General features: G+C 60.2%; 19 protein-coding genes. 7 read left to right on the top strand and 12 right to left on the bottom strand.

Annotated elements, in window-relative coordinates; genetic code table 11:
* The 4 genes from EKD03_RS10180 to EKD03_RS10165 form a co-directional block, all read left to right on the top strand.
* The coding region (locus tag EKD03_RS10180; protein WP_238613479.1) for a BMP family lipoprotein at positions 1-944 on the top strand (944 nt) is incomplete at its 5' end.
* A gap of 207 nt (positions 945-1,151) precedes the next feature.
* Positions 1,152-2,654: an ABC transporter ATP-binding protein gene (locus tag EKD03_RS10175; RefSeq protein ID WP_129630194.1), complete on the top strand. Its 1,503-nt coding sequence runs from the start codon at positions 1,152-1,154 to the stop codon at positions 2,652-2,654.
* A complete protein-coding gene (locus EKD03_RS10170) occupies positions 2,651-3,751 on the top strand; it encodes an ABC transporter permease (RefSeq protein ID WP_238613478.1) in 1,101 nt (366 codons plus the stop codon). Before EKD03_RS10175 ends, EKD03_RS10170 begins: the two co-directional genes overlap by 4 nt.
* Positions 3,752-3,812: 61 nt before the next feature.
* Entirely contained in the window at positions 3,813-4,799 is a 987-nt protein-coding gene (locus tag EKD03_RS10165; protein ID WP_129630192.1) for an ABC transporter permease, read from the top strand.
* A 109-nt stretch (positions 4,800-4,908) separates the two neighbouring features.
* Here the strand turns inward: EKD03_RS10165 and EKD03_RS10160 are convergent, their stop codons facing one another.
* Both EKD03_RS10160 and EKD03_RS10155 read right to left on the bottom strand, forming a co-directional pair.
* The gene (locus EKD03_RS10160) at positions 4,909-5,913 is read right to left on the bottom strand and encodes a TolB family protein (protein WP_129630190.1); all 1,005 of its coding nucleotides are present in this window, start codon (positions 5,911-5,913) and stop codon (positions 4,909-4,911) included.
* Between the two features lie 173 nt (positions 5,914-6,086).
* Positions 6,087-7,064 carry a diacylglycerol/lipid kinase family protein gene (locus EKD03_RS10155; RefSeq protein ID WP_238613477.1) on the bottom strand — a complete coding sequence of 326 codons (978 nt, stop codon included), beginning with the start codon at positions 7,062-7,064 and terminating at the stop codon, positions 6,087-6,089.
* A 126-nt stretch (positions 7,065-7,190) separates the two neighbouring features.
* On the opposite strand from EKD03_RS10155, the gene EKD03_RS10150 reads away from it, so the two are divergent.
* Positions 7,191-9,101, top strand: coding sequence for a S8 family peptidase (locus tag EKD03_RS10150; RefSeq protein WP_238613476.1), 1,911 nt, complete (start codon positions 7,191-7,193; stop codon positions 9,099-9,101).
* Positions 9,102-9,149: 48 nt separating this feature from the next.
* Here the strand turns inward: EKD03_RS10150 and EKD03_RS10145 are convergent, their stop codons facing one another.
* From EKD03_RS10145 to EKD03_RS10135, 3 genes are read right to left on the bottom strand one after another with little or no spacing between them, the layout of a single operon-like run.
* The gene (locus EKD03_RS10145) at positions 9,150-9,449 is read right to left on the bottom strand and encodes a DUF507 family protein (RefSeq protein ID WP_129630188.1); all 300 of its coding nucleotides are present in this window, start codon (positions 9,447-9,449) and stop codon (positions 9,150-9,152) included.
* 14 nt (positions 9,450-9,463) lie between these two features.
* Complete coding sequence (locus EKD03_RS10140) at positions 9,464-9,763, bottom strand: ArsR/SmtB family transcription factor (RefSeq protein WP_129630186.1); 300 nt, start codon at positions 9,761-9,763, stop codon at positions 9,464-9,466.
* 32 nt (positions 9,764-9,795) lie between these two features.
* Positions 9,796-13,446, bottom strand: coding sequence for a GAF domain-containing protein (locus EKD03_RS10135; RefSeq protein WP_129630184.1), 3,651 nt, complete (start codon positions 13,444-13,446; stop codon positions 9,796-9,798).
* 164 nt (positions 13,447-13,610) lie between these two features.
* On the opposite strand from EKD03_RS10135, the gene EKD03_RS10130 reads away from it, so the two are divergent.
* Positions 13,611-14,069, top strand: coding sequence for a hypothetical protein (locus tag EKD03_RS10130; protein ID WP_238613475.1), 459 nt, complete (start codon positions 13,611-13,613; stop codon positions 14,067-14,069).
* A 57-nt stretch (positions 14,070-14,126) separates the two neighbouring features.
* Here the strand turns inward: EKD03_RS10130 and aat are convergent, their stop codons facing one another.
* From aat to purL, 3 genes are all read right to left on the bottom strand, one after another.
* On the bottom strand, positions 14,127-14,726 hold the full coding sequence (aat, locus tag EKD03_RS10125) for a leucyl/phenylalanyl-tRNA--protein transferase (protein ID WP_129630180.1): 600 nt from the start codon (positions 14,724-14,726) through the stop codon (positions 14,127-14,129).
* Between the two features lie 14 nt (positions 14,727-14,740).
* On the bottom strand, positions 14,741-15,439 hold the full coding sequence (locus tag EKD03_RS10120; protein WP_129630178.1) for a hypothetical protein: 699 nt from the start codon (positions 15,437-15,439) through the stop codon (positions 14,741-14,743).
* A gap of 110 nt (positions 15,440-15,549) precedes the next feature.
* Positions 15,550-18,483 (bottom strand): phosphoribosylformylglycinamidine synthase subunit PurL, encoded by a 2,934-nt coding sequence (gene purL / locus EKD03_RS10115; protein ID WP_129630176.1) that lies wholly within the window; start codon positions 18,481-18,483, stop codon positions 15,550-15,552.
* 185 nt (positions 18,484-18,668) lie between these two features.
* On the opposite strand from purL, the gene EKD03_RS18415 reads away from it, so the two are divergent.
* Positions 18,669-18,806, top strand: a complete 138-nt coding sequence (locus EKD03_RS18415; RefSeq protein WP_161569231.1) for a hypothetical protein — start codon at positions 18,669-18,671, stop codon at positions 18,804-18,806.
* A gap of 97 nt (positions 18,807-18,903) precedes the next feature.
* Here the strand turns inward: EKD03_RS18415 and EKD03_RS10110 are convergent, their stop codons facing one another.
* From EKD03_RS10110 to mscL, 4 genes are all read right to left on the bottom strand, one after another.
* A complete protein-coding gene (locus EKD03_RS10110) occupies positions 18,904-19,503 on the bottom strand; it encodes a class I SAM-dependent methyltransferase (RefSeq protein ID WP_161569230.1) in 600 nt (199 codons plus the stop codon).
* Between the two features lie 115 nt (positions 19,504-19,618).
* A complete protein-coding gene (locus EKD03_RS10105) occupies positions 19,619-20,479 on the bottom strand; it encodes an SDR family oxidoreductase (protein WP_129630172.1) in 861 nt (286 codons plus the stop codon).
* Between the two features lie 7 nt (positions 20,480-20,486).
* Positions 20,487-21,662, bottom strand: coding sequence for a tyrosine--tRNA ligase (tyrS, locus tag EKD03_RS10100; protein WP_238613474.1), 1,176 nt, complete (start codon positions 21,660-21,662; stop codon positions 20,487-20,489).
* Positions 21,663-21,686: 24 nt separating this feature from the next.
* On the bottom strand, positions 21,687-22,085 hold the full coding sequence (mscL, locus tag EKD03_RS10095; protein WP_129630170.1) for a large conductance mechanosensitive channel protein MscL: 399 nt from the start codon (positions 22,083-22,085) through the stop codon (positions 21,687-21,689).
* Positions 22,086-22,088: the final 3 nt, after the last annotated feature.

The raw sequence follows: 22,088 nt of genomic DNA, 5'->3' as shown, positions 1-22,088 counted from the left end.
ATCGCTGCGGTTACGGCGTATTGGGCGAATCAGCCTGCCCCACAATTACTGCCTGCTGGGGGGGCGTGAACGGATACGGTACCAGCAACGCTGCCCGCGCCAACCCCGATGTCTACTTCGTCCATGCCTCTGGTGATGGCGTACTGGCCGGTACCGCACCTGCCAACGTCGCCAACGTCATGGGCCGCATGGAGTATGGCAAGATGATCGCCGGGTGTGCCGCTGCCCTCCAGAGCGAGACCGGCAACATCTCCTACCTCGGACCACTGATTGACGCCGAGACCCGCCGCCTCGTCAATTCCACCTACCTGGGTGCTAAGTACTGCTGGACTGAGGTGCGTGGCAAGCCGATTGAGGAACTCAACTTCAAGGTGACTTGGATCGGCTTCTGGTTCAACATCCCTGGTGTCACGCTTGACCCAACCCAGGTGGCGAACGACTTCATCAATGGTGGCAGCGATGTGATCATCTCTGGCATTGACACCACCGAGGCGCTGGTCGAGGCCAACAAGGCCACCGCCGCTGGCAAGAAGGTCTTCGCCATCCCCTACGACTACGAGGCGGCTTGTGAGCAGGCACCTGAGGTCTGTCTGGGTGTGCCCTACTTCAACTGGGGGCCGACCTACTTCGAACTGATCAGTGCGGCGCAGGCCGGTACGTTCGAGCAGCGTTGGGACTGGATCGCCCCGGATTGGAGCGACATCAACAATCCTGAGACCAGCATTGTTGGTTTCCAGAAGGGTGCCGGGCTGACGGCGGAGAACGCCGCGACCCTGGATAACTTCATTGCCATGCTGGCCGATGGGAGCCTCAACCTCTACACCGGCCCGCTCAACTACCAGGATGGCACGCCCTTTGTCGCTGAGGGTGCCGTCGCTGACGATACGACGATCTGGTACACCGAGCAGTTGCTTGAGGGTATCGAGGGCCAGAGCGCACCGTAAGCAGAGCAACAACCCTCACCCCCCTAGCCCCCCTCTCCCGTTCGCTGCGCGAACAGGCGAGGGGGGGATACGCTCCGGGATACCCCGGAATGTCCCCCCCTCGCCTGTGGGCGAAGCCCACGGGAGAGGGGCAGGGGGTGAGGGTTGTCCGGCGGCAACATGTCAACTGCCACAAGCCTTGTCTAACAACCCTATCGAGATCACGCCATGGAAGTACGTGTCCAGAATCTCACCAAGATCTTTGGCAGCCTACGCGCCAATGATGATATCAGCCTCACATTTGCCGGTGGGCAGATTCACGGTGTACTCGGCGAGAATGGGGCCGGGAAGAGTACCCTGATGAAGTTGCTCTCCGGTTTTTTGCGTCCTGATGCGGGTGAGGTGTGGCTGGATGGCAAGCCGGTGGCCTTGGGTGATCCGGGGGCCGCACTGCGCGCCGGGGTGGGGATGGTTCACCAAGACCCGCTCGATCTGCCGGGGTTTAGCGCACTTGAGAATCTGCTCTGCGCCGCGCCACGCTGGGCCTTGCCGAGCCGCACGGAGGCGCGCAACACCCTGACGATCTTGGCCGGACGCCTCGGTTTTAGTATCGCCCCGGATGATCGCGTCGCCGCACTCACCGTGGGGCAACGTCAGCAACTCGAAATTATTCGCCTCTTGGCCTGTGGGGCACGTGCGCTCATCCTCGATGAGCCAACCACGGGCATCAGCGCAGCCCAGGCCCGCGCCCTCTTTGTGGCGCTGCGCCGCCTCGCCCAAGAAGGTAATACCGTCCTCTTTGTCTCGCACAAACTGGATGAAGTGGCCGATCTCTGCCATACGGTGAGCGTCCTACGCACTGGCAAGGTGGTCGGTGCGGGCCAGATGGTGATGCCCCAACCCCAGGAGCACCTGCTGAACATGATGTTTGGGCCGAGTAGTGGTGACCACACCCCGCCAAGACGCGCAACGCTGCAACCCACCGACCGCCCCGCATGGCGCTTGGATGCGGTCACAGCACGCGAGGGCAATCTGACGCTGAGTGGCCTCAATCTGAGCCTGCCCGCCGGGGCGGTGGTGGGGCTGTCTGGACTGGAGGGGAGTGGCCAACAAATCCTGTTACGCCTGCTGTGTGGCCGCGTGCAGCCCGAAGCGGGCCGGGTCTTGCTGGAAGGTGCCGATCTGACGACGGCGGGCGCGGAGGCGTTCCGGCGCAATGGCGTCGAGTATCTGCCCGCCGACCGCCTCGTGGAGGGGCTGGTTGGGCCACTCACGCTGGCCGACCATTTTGCGCTGCTGGATCGTCAGGGTGCGGTCATCAACCGCCGCCACGCCGAAGCTGCGGCACGCCAGGCAATCGCCGATTACCAGATCAAGGCAACCCCGATGAGCCCGATTATGTCACTCTCTGGTGGCAATCAGCAGCGTGCCATGCTCTCGATGGTACCCGCCGAGACTCGTGCGCTCGTCTGCGAGCAGCCCACCCGTGGCCTCGATGTCGCTTCGGCGCGGGCGGTGTGGGGACGCCTGCACGCCCGCCGTGACGCAGGGTGTGCGGTGGTCTTTGCGAGTGCCGATCTTGATGAGATTCTGGACTACAGCGACTATATTTTGGTCTTTTTTGCCGGACGGGTCTCACGGCTTCTTCCGCGCGCCGAACTGCATGCGGCCCGTCTGGGTGAATTGATCGGTGGGGTGGATTTTGCCGAGGTTGAGGAGCATGCCGCATGAGTAGTGAGCAGGGGCGCATCGGTGGCAAGCAGCGCGGGCTGATCTTTGGTATGGTGGCACTGGCAGGAGCGCTGCTCTTCACCAGTTTGGTGCTGCTGAGTAGTGGGGTCAACCCCCTCGAAGCCTACCAACTGATCTTCCTGGGCAGTTTCTCTAGCCCCATCCGCATGAGTGATATGGTCATGCTAGGAGCACCGCTGATCCTCTGTTCGGCGGGGCTAACACTGACCTTCGCGGCGGGGTTGTACAACTTGGGGATCGAGGGTCAGATGATCATCGGGGCGGTGGCGGCGATGCTGCCCTTGCGCCTGTTCAGTGATCTGCCGGTGCCGCTGCTGTGGCTACTCGCCTTTACCTGTGGGGCCGCCGGGGGGGCCGCCTGGGCGCTACTGGCGGGTGGGTTACGGATTGGGCTGCGGGTGAATGAGATCTTCGCTGGCCTCGGCCTCAACTTCCTGGCCAGTGGGATTGCGCTCTACCTCGTCCTAGGCCCGTGGCGCCGCGTCGGGCAAGCCTCGTCCTCCGGTACCCAGCCGCTGCCCACCGACCTCTGGCTCCCGACACTGGATAAACTGCGCCTCGCCCCGGCCGCCCCGATCATCGCGCTGCTCGCGCTGGCAGCGATCTGGTTCGCCGTCACCCATACCCGCTGGGGGCTAGAACTGCGCGCCGTGGGGATGAACCCGCAAGCAGCGGGGCGAATGGGCATCCCCGCCACCCGCCGCTTAGCCGAATCGTTCGCCGCCTGTGGCGCGATGGCCGGGCTGGCGGGAACGATCCAGGTACTCGGCGTCTTCCACCAACTCATCCCCAGCATCTCCAGCGGGATTGGGCTGCTGGCGCTGCTGGTCGTGCTGCTCGTGCGCGCCAACCCGGTCTGGGTGCTCCCCGTCGCAGCCGCCTTTGCGATCTTCAGCGTGGGCAGCCTGCAAATGCCGCTCGCCCTGGGAGCCGATAGCAGTATTGCCGGAGTCCTCCAGGGGGCGATTGTCCTCTTCGCGCTGCTAGGACGTGGCTTGAGTGTAACTATTCACACTTCCCCTAGAATCCAGATGTTGACGCAAAGACGCAAAGGCGCAAAGCCTTCAACAGAGTGAGCAATCGCACCCTTTGCGTCTTCGCGTCTTCGCGCCTTTGCGTCAAAAAGCGACTTCGATCATGAACCAGTTGATCATTGACCTCGCCGCCATCCTTGCCGCTGCCACCCCGCTCATTTTTGCCTGTATGGGCGAAACGATCAGTGAGCGGGCGGGGGTAGTCAACCTCTCGCTCGACGGTAGTATGCTACTAGCGGCGATGATCGGCTTTGCCGTGGCGCTCACCACGGGTAGCCTCTTGGTCGGCTTTGCCGCTGCCGCCATGACCGGGGCACTAGTGGCGCTGATCCTGGGTGGCCTCAGCCTAAGTCTGGGCCAGTCGCAGACGGCGGTGGGGTTTGTGTTGGCGCTGCTTTGCACCGATCTCTCCTCGTTCCTTGGTGCGCGCTATGTGCGGGTGCCGGGGCCAGCCGTTCCACACACGCCCATCCCGATTCTGAGCGATATTCCGCTGATCGGGCCGCTCTTGTTCAACCACGATCCGCTGATCTATACCAGCTTCGTGCTTGTGCCCCTAATCTGGTGGTTCCTCTTCTCAACCCGTGCCGGGCTAGTGTTGCGTGCGCTAGGAGATCGCCCACAGACCGCCTATGCACGCGGGGTGCCGGTGGTACCGCTACGCTACCTCTACCTGATGCTCGGCGGCGCATTGATCGGCATTGCCGGAGCCGCCTACTCACTCGACCTGAAACAGGGCTGGAGCTACCGTCACACCTTCGGTACCGGCTGGATCGCGCTGGCGATTGTCATCTTCGGCGGCTGGCAACCCTGGCGGGTCGCCATCGGCTGCTACCTCTTCGCCGCCCTACAGATGATGGCCTCGCGCTCGCAGAGCGTTATGCCGGGCCTACCAACCCAGGTCTTTCAGGTCGCGCCCTTCGTATTGATGATCGTGGTACTCGCGCTCGTCAACCTGCTGGCCAGCCCCAACACCGCCCGCCGCCTGAACCGGCTGCCGGAACCAGTACGCCGCCCCGCCGAGCGGATCGTGGCCTGGTTAGCGATGCCTGCTCCAACCGCGCTGGGGCAACCCTTCGAGCGCCCGTAAACCTTGTCTCCAGGTTTTGACGCAAAGACGCCAAGGCGCAAAGTCTTAAATAGCATGGTCAATCACACCCTTTGCGTCTTCGCGCCTTTGCGTCAAAAAGAGGAGCCGGTCAGGGTGATCTCCCCCACACCACGCCCGAATCGGCATCGAGATGCCACGCGGTAGTGAGGCGGCGCGGCGTACCGGTGCGCAAACCACCCGACTCCGCAACTAGATCGGCCACCCAGAGATCAAAACCACCCTCACCGGGGGCAATGGCGAGGAAGGCAATCTGCCGTCCATCGGGCGAGAAGGCCGGGGCACGGGCGGTGCCGATATCGCTCAAGCGCAACGGCGTGCCCCCACCCGCCAGTGGCAGCACAAAGAGATCGCTGCCATCATCATCGTGGGCCGTAAAAGCAAGCCAGCGCCCATCGGGTGAGATGGCCGGGTCATAACTGGGGGTGGGCGCAGCCGCAAAGGGCGTCGCCACCCCCGAAGCCAGATCGAGTTGGTAGAGTTGCTGCTGGCCATCGGCAGAAATAGTCGTGTGGACAAAGATCAGCGTCTGGCCATCGGGCAGATAGAGACTACGCCCACACTGCACATACGGTTCAGCATAGAGCAAAGGCTGGTAGCCACCGGCCAGTGACAGTTCAAACAAGCCCAGATTGGCATCAACCGGCGGCTCGCCACTCGGTGGCACAGCTTGACCCGTAAAGGCGAGCCGATCCCCCTGGGGCGACCACGTGGGATAGAAGGCCCAGGTACTCTCATAGACACGGGCGAGGCTATTCGGCGGCTGGCGCGAGCCATTCGTCGTAAGTTGACCCAACGGCGCACCCGTAGCATCAGCCAGCACCACATCACTAAACGAATTATCACGGCGCACATAGGCAATCCGCCGCCCATCGGGCGCAAGCGCGGGCTGCCATGCATGGCCATCGCCGAATAACGCCTGAGCCTGCGTACCGCGCCACTGCCAAATCACCCCATCACGCACCACCAACAAACGCCCCGGCAGGTTGGCTGTGGTGTCCACTGGCGTCCCCGCCTGGGGAACGGGAGCAGCACCGCCACAGCCAGCCAACACCAAGAGCAATAATGCGAAATAAATTCGTAGTCGTACTGGCATATGTTATCGGGTTCCCCCACAGGAACGATGCATCGCCCACCAATTCAGTCAGTATTCACCCACCTGCACCTGGTTTAAGGGCGGACAGAACGTTTGTCTGGTGAAGGGATGTACCACAGGCCAACAAAGCCCACAGCGTATGGGGTAGGCGGAACCGAGCGAAGCTTTCCACATCAACTCCGGCGTAACAACCAGCGCAACAGACGCGGCACCGTGCGACGAGGACGATTCGTGGCTGAGGGATTCTGCTGGGTCAAGTCATCGGGTAGATCGGGGGGCATGAGCGCATAGAGCGCCCGTGGTGCCACCGTAAAGAGCATCGGCGTCTGACCAATCGCATCACCATCAACCTGCACCGGCAGACGCGGGGTGGTTGTCACCTGAATGCTGCGCGCACGATAATACTCGATCTCATGGTCGTGGCTATAGCGGCGGCGCAGAATAGCAAAGAGATGGCGCAGCGCACTCAGGCCATTATCACCCCGAATGACACACACATCCAGCAGACCATCATCAATACTCGCGCGGTGGGTAATCTTCACCACCCCGCCATAGAGTTGGCTATTGCCGATCACCACCATCAACACCCGGCCAGAGATCGTGCGCCCATCCAGTTTGATCCGCGAGCGTGCGCCGCGCACATTGATCGCCTGCTCGATCCCCCGCAACACATACGCCAGCGCCCCAAAGCGACGCTTCTCATCGGCGCGCACACCGGCTGTGATCGCCGCATCAAAGCCAATCCCCGCCATCAGCAAGAAGTAGCGATCCCCGGCGCGGCCCAGATCAATCGGTTGAACCTTCCAACTGAGCATAGCCTGTGCAGCCAAACGTGGCTGGAGCGGCAGACGCAACTCACGCGCCCAGACATTCATCGTCCCCAGAGGCAACGTCGCCAGGGCGGTTGAAGAGCCAACCAAGCCATTGATCACCTCGTTGATCGTGCCATCCCCACCGGCCGCCACCACCAGATCATAGCCCTGGCGAGCCGCCTCATACGCCAGACGAACCCCATCACCCGGCGCGCGCGTCGGCGTCAACTCCACCGACCAACCCCGCTCACGCCACACGAGTGCAGCCGCCGTCAAATCAGCTTCGTACTGCTCGGCATTTCCAGCCGTAGGATTAAAGATCAGCCTCGTTCGCATCATCACCACACAAAATAGGGTAGAGAAGCGCAAGCAGTATACACGAAGATAGGATCAAGCAAAAGAGCACAGAGACTGCTATAATTCTCTTCAAGCGGCCCCAGAACCCACCTAACCCAGAAGAATCCCATGAAACAACCTATCCTTGTACTGATCATGCTATTGGCCATCCTCGCCGTCGTTGCGCCAAACGCAACCCAGGCCAGTGAATCGTCGGTTATTGGCGGTGAACTCTTAGTTCGTCTGCGGCCTGGAATCCAAGTTGCGCTGAACACCCAACAGGTTGAGATCCTGGGAGCGAGCAACCTCAGCACTCTCAACCGCGAACTACGGGTGATCGAAGCCTATGACTTCAGCCCCATCGGGATAGGCAGTGACACCTATCGGATCAAGTTCCGCCAGCCTATCAACCCAGCCATTGTGGCCACCCGGCTGGCCCGCGATCCACTCGTCGTCTACGCAGAACCCAACTACCGCCGCGTATTGCTACGCACCCCCAACGATAAAGTGCTGCCCCAACAGTGGGGATTGCACAACATCCAAGCCTTCGAGGCATGGGACATCAGCACCGGGGCGGCGATTGTGATCGCGGTGTTGGATACCGGAGTTGATGCTAAGCATAATGACCTTCAGGGCCAGATTCTGAGCGGCTTCAACGCCTTTACGGGCAGCAACGACAGTAACGACGACAATGGTCATGGCACCGCCGTGGCCGGATTGATCGCCGCCAACACCAACAATGGCGAGGGCATCGCGGGGATCTGTTGGGGATGTAAGATCCTCCCCGTCAAGGTACTCGATTCGCGTGGCGGTGGTGATGACGCCAGCGTTGCTGCCGGTATCCGCTGGGCGGTAGACAATGGTGCCCGCGTGATCAACATGAGCCTTGGCGGTAGCGAGGAGAGCCAGACTCTGCGCGACGCGGTGGATTATGCCGCCTCGCGTGGCGTACTGATGGTCGCGGCCTCCGGCAATGAACGCAGCGAAGGTAATCTCCCCAGTTACCCCGCCGCCTATGACTCGGTGATTGCCGTAGGAGCAACCGGCAACAGCGATGTCGTCACCGGCTTCTCCAACACTGGCCCCTATGTTGATCTGGCGGCACCGGGCGTGGGCCTATGGACCACCCTGCCAGGAAATGAGTATGGAACCCCCAACGGCACCTCCTTCGCCAGCCCCTACGTGGCTGGGGCGGCGGGTCTCGCCTTTAGCGTGCGCCCCGATCTGCCCATCGCCGATATTCGCTGCATCCTGGAGGCGGGTGCCGATGATAAAGGCGCACCGGGGCGAGATGACGAGTATGGCTGGGGGCGTCTGAATCTCTTGCGCTCACTGCAACTGGCCCAGAACTATACCGGGTGCCCGCTCAACCCACCCGCACCCAACCCCAATCCGACCCCCACCCCACCACCGCCCAGCGGAACACCTCCCGCCTTCGCCCCCATCCCGCCGGGAAGCGTGGGTGCGGATCGACTCTACTTCCCCGAAACTAGCCATAGCCTGGGAGGAGGGTTTCGACAGTACTGGGAAGTGAATGGCGGTCTCTCGATCTTTGGCTTCCCGATCAGCGAGGAGTTTACTGAGGTGGGCAGTGATGGCCAAAACTATACGGTGCAATACTTCGAGCGCCATCGCTTCGAGTTCCACCCCGAACTTGCCCCGCCCTATCATGTGCTGCTCACCCGCATCGGTGATGACACCCTGCGTGCATCAGGCCGCGACTGGTTCACCTTCGCTAAGGGCGGCAAGGCGGTGGGTTGTCTCTACTTTGCCGAGACCGATCAGTCCATCTGTGAGCCATTCCTGAGCTACTGGCGCAGTAACGGCCTCGAATTTGACGGACGGGCCAGCAAGGACTTCGCCGAGAGTCTTGCGCTCTTTGGGCTACCACTCTCAGCGCCCCAGGTTGAGGAGCTAGAACCGGGCGTCTTCGTTACCGTACAGTGGTTCGAGCGCGCCCGCTTCGAGGATCATGGGGCGGGACGGGTGTTGCTGGGGTTATTAGGGAATCAACTCGTCATCACACGTGGCTGGCGATAACCCTTGGTTGGTGTTTGGCGGCTGCGCCGCCAAACACCAACCATCTTCTTAGAGAATATGCCCCCGCTTACGCGCAATATCCTCTTTATGCTTACGGAAGAGAATATCGCGCTCAGTACCCTTAATCTCGCGGCTATACGTCGCTAAGATCTTCTCCACTTCGGCGTCAATCTCCTCCTCACGTCGCAGATCTTCGACAACAAAGGTATACAATGCCTTAACCCGCCCGACCCGACCCTCACTCGCCCGCACACCGGGCTGATCCTTATACATCAAGAGACCCCGCTGCGCCAACTCATCGTGCAAGCGTTCAGCGATCCGGCGGATCTTATCTTCACTCAGACGCATAGACTTCTCCCAAACTATATCTGTTCCAATTGCTGCACGAGCCACCCCAACTGATTGGCATTGACCTGGTAGCAGGTCGCTGCACCTTCATGATACCCCTCAACCAAGCCTGCATCGCGCAGCACGCGCAAATGTTGCGAAATCGTACTCTGCGCGTGGGGCGCACCATCGGGCATGTGGAGCAAGATCTGGGTGGCAATACAATTGGGGTGGTGCTGAATGTAGCGCAGTATCTGAATACGTACCGGGTTGCCCAACGCCTTGCAGAGTAGTGCCATAGATTGGTCGTTCAATTCAGGCTGTGCCGTCGTCATTGTCGGCCTCGCTCACTAGCCCCACCAATCCGTCACGGCACTGTGGCGGCTGGCAGGGTGAAGAAAAAGGTACTGCCTTGGCCGGGGGCACTCTCGACATCAATCTCCCCGGCATGCGCCTCCACCACCAACTTACAGAATGTCAACCCCAAGCCACTCCCACTGCTACGGCGGTTCCCGATCTGACCAAACTTGGTAAAGATCTTCTCTTTATCAAGTGCTTTGATCCCGGCACCAACATCACGCACTGCAACCCGCACGCGATTCTGTTGTGGCAACAATTGGAGCGAGAGAAGTACCTGTTGATGCGCAGGGCTAAACTTGATCGCATTATCGAGAAGATTCTGCAACACCCGCATAATCAATTCACGATCAGCATGAGCGTAGAGATGCTCCCTATCTGACTGCAAGGTGATTGTCACATGCTGTTTCTGGGCGATCATCGTCATCCGTTCGATTGTCGCTTGAGCCAACTCATACAGATCCACCGACGTACAATCGAGTGGCATCTGACGACTTTCGAGACGGCTAATATCAAGCAGCAGATTGACCATATCGAGCAGATGTTGGGTACTCGAATAGGCAATATTCAGGATTTCGCGCTGCAACGACGTAGCCTCACCAACTGTACCACGGAAGATCATATCAATCGAGGTAATAATACTCGTCAGCGGGCTACGTAAATCATGCACCATCATACTGGTAAGATCCTGCCGCAGACGTTCGGCCTGGATCGCATCGGTAATATCACGGAAGGTCAGCAAGATCGGCCAACGTGTCTGCAAGTGCTCGTGGCCATGATCATGGCTCCCTTCGGGTAACGCTGGCAAGACGCCCCACTCAAGGGCAATCGCATTGGCAAGAATAGGAACCAACTGGCCATTAAGAAAGCGCTGACGACCATCAGCAACCTGAGCGAGACAGGAACAGAGGTGATCCAAATCGCCTGGCGGATAGCAGTTAGCTGCCTGCCAATTGGCCAACACGGTATAGATCATCTGGCCGGCCAATTCAGGCTGCTCCGACATACTTGGCCATGCAAAGACATCGGCCAACTCGCGGAAGGCATCATTAGCCACCAGCACAAGACCATGCTCATCAACCAGCAACATCCCCTCACGGGTCGAGGCCATAATCGAGGCGAGTTGATCACGGCCCTGGCGCACCGCCGTAAAGAGTTGCAGGCTCTCAGCCGCCACCGCCGCCTGCCCGGCAAAGAGGCTAAGCCTCTCGATCTCGGTATAGCGCGGCAGACCGCCCGCATAGCCGATACAGATACTCCCCAAGACGCCACGGGTCGCCCGCAGCGGGATCGCAACCACCGCCTCCGCCCCATTCGCGCCGGGCGGGATCATCTGTGGGCGGCGCAGACGGATCGCCTCACGGGCCAGCGCTTCCACCGCCGCCTGATCCTGGGTCGGTTCACCGACGTGGGCCGCCAGACTCAGCGGCAGCGTGACGGAGTCCGTCTGTTCAAGCAGCGCCATTCCCCAACGGGCATCCCCATGGGCCATCATACCAGCCACCGTCATCTGATAAATCTCTTGGGAAGAGCGCAACGTGGTATTGAGCGCCATCCCCAAGCCATTGAGCGCCGTCAGGCTCCGCAGGCTATGCTGGAGTTCATGGTAGAGTTGCGCATTCTCAAGAGCAACCGAAGCCTGATTAGCGAAGATCTCCAGAATCTGGATCTGATCCGGATCAGGCTGCATTCCATCTTCGGGATCACTCACCGCAATCAGCCCTAAGATCTCGCCGTGCATATTACGTAGCAGGCTAAAGATGACATCATACGGATGCCACGTACCCGCCGGAACGAGCCGAGCATCATAGGGAGGCCGTCGCAGCGCACCCTGCCAGAGATCAACATAGTCACTGAAATGCCGGTCAATCAGGTAGGTAGAGGCACTGTACTGAAATTCGAGCCGCAGAATCGCCTTGAGGTGTGCGACCGGCACCCGCACCGTAGAGAGGTGCTCGAAATAGCTCGCCCCTGGGCCTGTTGCCAGCATATACTGAAGCAGGGCGTCACCGTTATCGTTGGGTTGCACCAGCGCCAACATCGTGGTCTGAAAGCCTGAACTCTCAGCCACAGATTGAACAATTTTTTGCAGCAACTCATCACGGTTACGCTCAGCCCGCAGCGCATTGGAGACTCGCAGAATACGCCGCAGACGATCATTACTGCGATCCAGATCCTGGGCACGCCGCGCCAAGGTCTGATCAACCTGTGCAAAGCGATTGGCGTTCTCTAACGCGATCATGGCGTGGTCGGCAATTGCTTCGAGCAGGAGGCGATCCTCATCGGTGAAGGGCGCATTATCACGGCGGTTGAGGATCTCGATCACACCCTTGACACCATCAATCCCACGCAGCGGCACCGCGATCAACGAGCGCGTTGCAAAGCCCGTATCGCCATCGGGCAGGCTATAGAAACGACCATCGCTGCGCACATTATTGACCACCGCCGGTTGAGCACTCGTCACTACATGGCCCGCCACGCCCGCACCAGAGGGAAGGCGCTGCCCCAACAACTGATGGCCCGCCGGGCCACCGGCATAGCTAAAGACCAACTCACGGGTCTCTTCATCCAGCAATAACAACGAGCCTTCTTCGGCATTAAAGAGCGCCTGAGCGCGTTCAATAATCAGCGCGGGCACCCGATTTTGATCCAGCGTTGAGGTGATCACACGGGCAATCTGGTTAAGTGCCTGCATCTGCTGGGCCTGTTGCTCCGCTCGGCGCAACAACTGGGCATTGCGGAGCGGGTGCGCCAACTCCTCAGCCAACATGAGCAAGCGTTCAAACTGATCTGGCGAGAAGCAAATATCCGGGCCAAGTGTAGAGCAACTGATCACCCCAAAGACCTGATCAGCATCACGCAACGGGGCACCGATCCAGGCATACCAACGCACATCAGGTGTTACATAGAGCGGCGTAATATGCCGTTGGCGACACTCCTCAAGGTAGTTCTCGGTTGAGATCGGCTCATGATGTTTGAGAATGTACCCACTCAGGCCGGCATAATCCTCCCAGAAGACAGTGCGATCCAGGCGTGTCCCATTGATCGAAAAATAGACCATCTCAACCCAACTGCTCTGCTGGTAGCGCAGCGCAATCATAAAGTTAACGTGGTCAAAGGTCTGTTCCACAATCTGGGCAATCTGAACCAAGAGGTGATCAAAGTTGCGTATATCACGCAGTGCGAGCAACTCAGATCGCAACTGGTAACGCCACAGGCTACATTCATCAATCAGGACACGTAGATCAGCGGAGAGCAAGCCGAGGATGGAGGCTAAGAGCGTGAGTGCCGCCCCCTGAGATGCATTCCAGTGGCCTGGCATCAGGCGCAACCAACCCACCAACTGTTTCCCAGCGTGGATGGGAATATAGCCTGGTCGGCCTGAAGTGCCCGGAACATGCGTACCAGCGAGTAACTTAGCCCGTACTTCGGCATCAAGAAGGCTCTGGTCATATTCACTCGCCCATACCAGATCATAATCGGTCATGGGGAGGATATGTTCCATTACCAAAGCGACACGTTGTGCCAACTCTGCCGGACTTTGCACATGGGCCACTTCAGCCATCTGTTGTGGCCATAGAGACTCGGTTGAATCGGAAGTATGTGGAATCTGGCTCATAGCCGGTGTCACACTCAGGAAGGGTTCATGCGAGTCAAGCATACGGATACCCAGCTTCCGGGAAGCTCATAAGGCTATTTTACCCCTCTTTTACCGAATGTCCATCCTAAAAGTTGACGCTGCTGGATCAGACTGCTATAATCGCCGCCGTCTCAGCATCCACACCATCATTGGGAGGCTTTTGCGCAATGGGTTTCATCGAGTACATGACGGCATCAAGTCCTACGGCTGGGTTCGGCACTCTCGCTTGGATCTTCTTTCTGCTCCAACTCTCTGGTGTGGTTGCGGGAGCCTATTTCTACTACGCCCATACCGAACGGAATCTGGCTCGCTACACCTTCTTTCGCCAGGTAGGGATTGCCCTGCTCATCCTGGGTGGCGTTGGCTTGTTGGCGGCTATTTTACGCCTCATTGGTATCCCGGTGATCAGTCAGCGGCTCTGGTTCTGGATTCTATTGCTGGTTGATCTGGCCGCAGCCGGATATATGACCTTCTACATGCGCAAGATTCTGCCCGCGCTTGAGAAGGCCCAGGTCGGCAAGCGCCCGGTACGTGCATCCCAGCAACGCGCCGTCGCTGCCGCCGATCAGCCGCCACCTGCACCACGCCCAGTGGCAACAACGAGCCGCCGCGAGGCGCGCCGCGAGCGCAAGAAGAAGAAGTAGGATCTTCTGTTGGTTCTGGTTTGGCGGCTACGCCGCCAAACCAGAACCAACATGGATCTACCACCGCGCCTCTGTCTGCAACGCTCCTTTTAAGCGGCGGTGGTACTCGGTACGCGGGATCTCGATGGTGCCGAACTGGAGCATGTGCGCCCCAACGATGAACTGCGTGTCGAGCAGCACAAACCCACTCCGGCGGAGCCGCTCGACCAGATGCACCAACGCGACCTTACTCGCATCGCGTTCGCGGTGGAACATGCTCTCACCGGCAAACAGGCCATTCAGGGCAACTCCATAGAGTCCCCCCACGAGTTGCCCTTCACGCCAACACTCGACGCTGTGGGCCAAGCCCATGCGGTAGAGTTCGGTGTAGGCACGCACAATCTCCTCTGAAATCCAGGTCGTCTCGCGCCCCGGAGCAGGCTCGGCACACGCCTGCACCACCTCGGTAAAGGCACTAACCATGCGCACCTCAAAACGCCCGCTGCGCACCGTGCGCGCCAAGCGGCTCGGTACATGGAATCCGTCGTCCAAGGGGATGATCGCCCGGATGCGCGGTTCATACCATCCAAGCGCACCATCCTCGTCGGCCATGGGGAAGATGCCACTGCGATAGGCGGCAATCAGCATGGCTGGCGTGAGAGTCTGCGGGGTAGCCAAACTGTGATGATCTCCTATTCGACCCGGCGGATGCCCCCGGTGACAATCTGTACCGCCCAGAGTAGCAGCGCCAAGGCACTCGCGGTGCCTAAGCCCACCGCCCAGGGTACGCCATCCAGCGCCAGTGCGATCCAGAGCGGAGCACCCAGTAACCCATACACGAGCAGGCTGAGCAACAGGAGTGTCGGTAACAGCGCCAGGATCAGACTCGTCCAGGCATAGCGATAGATCGAGAGCAGCACATAGAGCAGTGCATAGGAGACGAGCGCCGCCATGATTGCTGAGAAGAGCGGGGCTGGCACCCCAAATGGTAATGGGCTATACCGTGACGGCCACAAGCCTGATTGAAGGCCGATCAGTTCGATCAGCAGGTGGTAGAGCAGAAAGACGACATAGGTCATTGCGCCGGTGAGGCTGCCAGGGAACCACCAACGGGTAAGGTAGAGTAGCAGAACGAAGATCGCGGGTAGGGCATGTGGCCATCCTGCGATCAGGATGCTGGTGAGGGTGGGTGGCTGGCTGAGCGTAGCCCAAAAGGTGGCGAGGCTCAAACGGGAATCACCGGCATAGAGCAGGTGCCAGAGTGGCAGGAGGAGCGCCCCGACATGTCCGGCGAGGATGACGAGCAGGTAGATCAAGTTGCGCTGCTGCCAGACGAGGTAGCCTGCGGCCCCGTAGCAGATCAATAAGAGCAGAATCGCCGCAGTTTGCATAGTTCCTCTACTCCCAAGGCATGGGCAAAGTCACCTCCGGTGGGGAAGATCTTTGGTTTGTTGGTGTTTGGCGGCGCAGCCGCCAAACACCAACAAACCATTATGGAGTACTACAGGCTCAGTGGGGCCAATCCCGATTGCCAGGCGGCCTTCAATGCGGCAGTACCGAGATCTACTAGGCGCTCTGCACCATCGCGCACCACCACCTGCCCCGTGTCGGTGACACTGCCCAGAGCAGTAAGGGTGATGCCCATCATCTGCGTGGTGAACGCGGCCGCCTGTTCGGGGGCCACCTCAACCAAGAAGCGGCTGGGGCTTTCGCCGAAGAGCCGCGCCGTGCGGCTGACACCGCCGGGGATGGCGGCAATATCCAACTCCAGACCGAAGCCACCGGCGAGCGCCATTTCAGCGGCGGCGACGGCGAGGCCGCCCTCGCTTAGATCGTGGCACGCCCGTACCGTCCCGGCACTGATTGCCGCGTAGAGCTTGGCGAAGGTCTCGCGGGCCACGGCCAGATCCACGCGGGGAAGATCGCTCGCGCCCACCTCGACCCCTAGCGCCTGGAGGTGCGAACCCTGAAGATCCTCACCCGTCGCCCCCACCAGGTAGAGCCGATTACCCGCCGCCTTGAGATCCATAGTGACGCAGCGGCGCACATCGGGGACATGCGCGAGTGCCGAGATGAGTAGCGTGGGTGGGATGGCGACGCGCTGCCCGGAGGCGTCGCGGTATTCATTATTCAGGCTGTCCTTGCCGCTGATGAAGGGCGTGCCAAAGGCGACCGCAGCATCGTAGCAGGCCGCGCCCGAACGTACTAGCCCCGCCATGCGATCCGGCTGGCGCGGGTCGCCCCAGCAGAAGTTGTCGAGGATCACGGTGCGGTTGGGGTCGCCCCCGACCGCCACGACGTTGCGCAACGCTTCATCCACTGCGGCCAGCGTCATCCAGTAGGGGTCGGCGAAGCCGTAGCGCGGGTTGATGCCACATGCCAGCGCCAAGCCCTCGCTGCTGCGCGGCAGGGGCTGGAGCACCGCCGCATCGCCCGGCCCGTCACTCTTCACGCCTACCAGCGGTTTGACCACCGTTGCCCCGCCTATTTCGTGGTCGTAGCTGCGGATGATGCGCTCCTTGGAGGCGATGTTGGGGTGCGCCATGAGGCGCAGCAACAACTCGGAGGGGGTGGCAGCGGGCAACGTCGCTGCACTCGCCACCTGGCCGGGCTGCCAGTGCGCCTCCAAGACGCGCTGCGGGCGGCCATCGTGCAGGAAGGCCATATCAATGTCTACCAGGGTCTGCCCGCCATGGGTGACGCGCAGGTGTTTGTCGTCGCTGAAGTGGCCAATCGCGCAGGCTTCAACATCTTCACTGGCGCACAGATCCAAGAAGGCGGCGAGGTTGGCGGGTGGTACGGCCAGCACCATGCGCTCCTGAGCCTCGGAGAGCCACACTTCCCAGGGCTGTAGGCCGGCATACTTGAGCGGTACCTGCTCAAGTTCCACCGCCGCCCCGATTTCGGCCCCCATCTCGCCCACGGCGGAAGAGAGACCGCCCGCGCCACAGTCGGTGATCGCGCTGTAGAGGCCCATGTCGCGTGCCTGGAGCAGCACATCGAGCAGCTTCTTCTCGGTGATCGGATCACCGATCTGGACAGCGCTGCCCACCTCAGCGGCGGTACTGTGGGTCAATTCAATACTACTAAAGGTCGCGCCGTGGATACCATCGCGCCCGGTGCGCCCACCCAAGACCACCACCGCATCACCGGGCTGGATGTTGTGCGGGTTGGAGCCACGCGGGGCAATCCCCAACGTCCCGCAGTAGACCAGCGGGTTCGCGGTGTAGCCGGGGTCAAAGAGCACCGCGCCATTCACGGTGGGGATACCCAGTTTATTGCCGTAGTCGCGCACACCCGCCACCACCCCAGTGGCGATACGCTGGGGAGCCAGGACGCCAGCGGGGGCGCTGCCATCGGGCATACCGAAACAGAGAATGTCGGTGTTGGCAATCGGGCGCGCCGAGACCCCCAGCACATCACGGATGACGCCGCCCACACCCGTATTCGCGCCGCCAAACGGCTCCAGCGCACTGGGGTGGTTGTGGGTTTCAACCTTAAACGAGACCTCGTGATCGGGGCCGAAGGCAATGATACCGGCATTATCCACAAACGCCGAGAGCACCCAATCCGCCTCGTCGCGATCCGCCAAAACCTTCTGGGTGGCGTGCATGAGGAAGGTCTTGATCATGCTATCAATCTCAACCACCTCAGACTGGCCGCGTTCGAGCAGATGCAGCATCGGATAGAGATCGGCATCAGCGGGCAGGGAAGAACCAGCCTGCTGGCGATAGCGCACCTTCGCCTTAAAGGTCTTATGACTACAATGCTCGCTCCAGGTCTGGGCAATCGTCTCCAACTCACCGTCACTCGGATCGCGGCCCAACTGCGCGAAGTAGTCGCGCACGGTGCGCATCTCGTCCAGATCGAGCGCCAAGACCCCAGCGCGGCTAATCCGCAACAGCTCCGCATCATCGGCGGCGCGCAGCGGCACGCGGGTGATGACCGGGGTTGCCGGTGGGGGCGGCGCGACGAGCATGTGGTAGAAGGCCAGACGCTGGGCCTGATCCGCACCGGGGTGAGAGATCAGCGTCGTCTGCACCAGATCAATCGCCAACTCGCGGGCGCGCTGCTGCGCATCAACCCCCGCCGGGAGCAGGTAGCGGCTCAACGCACGCGCCTGCTCCACCGTAGTGATCCCCAGGCGACGCGCACCCTCAGCGGCACTCTCACCGGGGTTATCGGTGACCCCAGGGCGGTAGGCGATCTCCAACAGACTAGCGGCGTGCAACTCCAGATCCTCAGCATCGAGCGCCGCCTGCGACAACTCACACCAATGCGCCTGCTGAACAACCGGGTCGTGCAACAACTCAGCCGTCATACGAGCCACATCGGCGGGGGCAAGTTCGGCACCAGAGAGAAGATAGAGCGTATGGACAGACTCCCCCGTCGTGGGCAGTTCGCGGGGGGTAACAGTGACAAGAAAGTGGGACATAGCACATCCAGGATGGTGGTGGGCTTCCGGGATTTCGATTGTAGCCGATAGGGGGGATAGCGTCAACATGTGACTAAAATGCTATGGACGCGGCCCCTCTTTTTCGTTATACTGTATCTATAAGATTATTACCGACCTACCATGTCGAGCCAAGCGTAGGCCCCACCTGCGGAAAGGAACCCGCTATGATCCTCATCATCGCTATCGCGTTTATCCTATTACTGGCCGCTATGGTCGTTGCATCACTCCTCAATTTCGAACCAGCGCGTGTTCCTGTACGCATTGATGATGTTGAGCGTCTACGCCGTCGGTACCGCCGCTGAGCAGACGCCTTCGGCCAACCTCTTTGGTCTACGCAGCTCAAGATAGTCAGAACCCCCACGGCGTGGCTCCACTTCAGGAGTCACGCCGTTCGTTTTCTCATGTGGGGCGTTCGATCACCATCATCTGCCACACCACAGTAGGGCGCTGTTCATCGGGCTGGGCTTCGTGCGTGATACAATCCAACCCGGACAATCCAAAGAGTTGAATCAGATCGGCGGGCAGGATGGACGTAAAGAGACGGCCATCCGCTTCGCGTTCATCACCGGTAATACTGCCCCGGTAGCTCAAGACGAGTCGCCCACCCGGCACAAGGATACGCGCAATTGCCTGGGTTGCAGCGGGCAGACTTGCGGTGGGCAGGTGCATCAGCACCGCGTTACACAGAATATTGGCATAGGTTTCGGCAGGAATTTCAGCTAGATCGGGCAAATTGGCCACGATAAACGGAATGTGGGGGTAGGCGCGTTGCGCCTCAGCCAGCATCGCGGGCGAGGCATCATAGCCAATCACATTATAGCCACGCTGACTGAGCCAATCAGCATCGCGGCCACTCCCACAGCCGAGATCGGCGGTAAGCTGACCGGGTTGGAAGAAGCGCTGGATCAGGGCATGGGTACGCTGCGGAAAGACCGAGCGGTGGCGAGCGGCGATTTGGGCAGCCTGGTTCTCGTAGGCGGCGAGCGTTTGCGGGTCCATAGCTTTTTCCCTCCCCAATTGTAGGGGCGAAGCATCGCCCTCCATGTGGTCGGTGAACCCGAACGAGGTTGGAGGGCGATGCTTCACCCTACTAGGAGAAGTGTGATGTGAGCAGTTACCCCCAGCGCGCCCCGGTGAGCCGTTGGGCCAACGCCCACAAGGCACGCTGAAGAACAAGATTCTGGGCCAACGTAGCAACCGGGCGTTGCTGTTGTTTCGCGAAATAGCCACCCGTAACCCCGGCCACAGCGGGCGAAGTCGCAAGGTAGAGCGGGGTCTGCGCACCGGCCTCGGCACTGATCATGAAGGTGGCGTGCAGATTCAAGAAGAGACGCTGATACCACGTAGGCTGGGGCCACAGATCCCAGATCGCGGTCTTGACGTGGCCAGGATGGGCGACATTCGCCGTCACACCCGCTGGAGCGAGACGAGCGGCCAGTTCCTGTGTCCAAAACTGCACCGCCAATTTGGAGGCGGCATAGGCCGGGAAGCTGTCGTAGGTGTGGGTTAGTTGGAGATCGTTGAGATCGATCTTCCCATAGCGATACGCCGCCGAGCCCACATTGACGATTCTGGCCCCCGGCGTTGCCGCGAGCAGCGGAGCCAGTTCGCACGTCAGCAGGAAGGGGCCAAAGAAGTTGGTGCCCATCGTCAACTCGAAGCCATCAACCGTCTCGCGGCGATCCAAGCTAAAGGCTCCGGCATTGTTGATCAAGACATGCACCTGGGTGTAGCGAGTACGAAACTCGCTACAAAAGGTGCGGATCGCAGCGAGCGAGGCCAGATCGAGGCTCATAGTAGCGATATGCGGGTTGCCTGTAGTGCTACGCAACTCAGCACACAACGCCTCGGCCTTGGCCGGGTTGCGGCAGGCCAGCACGAGGTTCGCACCCTGCTGGGCTAGGCTCTGTGCCATCTCACGCCCAATGCCGCTGGTGGCCCCGGTGAGAAGGATAGTTTTGGGTTCGGTTGTCATATCATCGTCACATAACCCGTACAAACTTCCTGCGCCCGACCTGCACCACCACTCCGACACCTGGATCGAGGCTCATCTCATAGCCCTCGACCCGTTCACCGGCCACGCGCACCCCCCCGCCATCAATCAGGCGGCGCGCCTCACCCTTGGAGGCCGCAAGCTTGGCCGCCACCATCAGATCAATGATCGTCGCGGGCGCACTCAACACATACTCAGGAATATCGGTGGGCAACTCGCGCTGCACAAACTGACGCACAAAGGCTTCTTCCGCCGCAATCGCGTCGGTGGGGCTGTGGAACTGGCTCACCACCTCACGGGCAAGGCGCATCTTGAGATTACGCGGGTTGACCGTACCGGCCTCCATCGCCGCACGGATCTCGGCCAATTCGGCCAGCGGCACATCGGTCAGCACCTCGAAGTAGAGCGGCAGCACCTCATCACTCATAGACATGATCTTGCCCAACATGTCCGTCGGAGAGAGCGTGATGTCCACGGTGTTGTTGAAGGTCTTACCCATCTTGCGCCCATCGGTACCGGGGATGAGCGGCACCAGTAGGACGTGTTGCGGGCGCATACCGAGTTGGCTCATCAGTTCACGGCCCGCGAGGTTGTTAAACTTCTGGTCGGTGCCACCAAACTCGACATCAGACTGAATAGCTACCGAGTCATAGCCCTGGAGCATGGGGTACATGAGTTCGAGGATGGTCAGTTTCGCACCCTCCTCATAGCGGCGGCGGAAGGTCTCGTGGGCCAACATCTGGCCCAGTGTGAAGCGCCCGGCCAGATCGAGGGCTTGTTCGAGCTTAAACTCACCAAACCACTCACTCTGCCAGCGCACCTCGGTAGAATCGCGATCCACCACGCGGAAGAACTGCTCCATGTAGGTTTCGGCGTTGCGGCGCACCGTCGCCGCATCAAGGCGCGGGCGGGTCTCATCGCGGCCACTCGGATCACCAATCTGAGCCGTCCAGTCACCCACAATCAGCACCACCTGGTGGCCAGCCTCCTGAAATTTGCGCAACTTACGCAGGCCCACCGCATGGCCAATGTGCATATCGGGCTTGGTCGGATCAAAGCCCTGCTTGAGGCGCAACGGCTGACCCGCAGCGAGACGCTGCCGCAACTCGGCTTCAATAATCACTTCCGCAACGCCACGGGTCAGCAACTCATTGATGTCACTCACAGATAACTCCATTTGGTGCAAAGACTAGCTCTTGGGCAATTCACTGGTACAAAAAGCGCAACGACGCGCCCCGATAGGCACTTCACTCAGGCACTCTGGGCAGGTGCGGGTTGCAGGTGGCACGGGTGGTTGCTTGGACTTCTGACGCTCATTAATCATATTCATCGGTGCAACCACAAAGAAGTAGAGCGCAAAGGCAGTCATCAGGAAACTGAGCATGGCATTGAGTAGATTACCGATCTTGAGCGGGCCAAGCACAATCGCCGAGAAATCGGGTTGACCAAAGATGAGGCCCACGACGGGCATCAGCACATCTGCCGAAAGCGAGTTAATGATGGCCCCAAACGCAATACCAATAATCACACCAATCGCCAGATCGAGCACGTTCCCGCGCAGAACGAAGTCACGAAATCCCTTGAACATCGC

This window comes from Candidatus Oscillochloris fontis (genome assembly GCF_004138135.1).
In the GTDB taxonomy this organism is placed as follows: domain Bacteria; phylum Chloroflexota; class Chloroflexia; order Chloroflexales; family Chloroflexaceae; genus Oscillochloris; species Oscillochloris fontis.
Note: the sequence above shows the minus strand (reverse complement) of the source record. Positions and strands in the feature narration are given on the sequence as shown.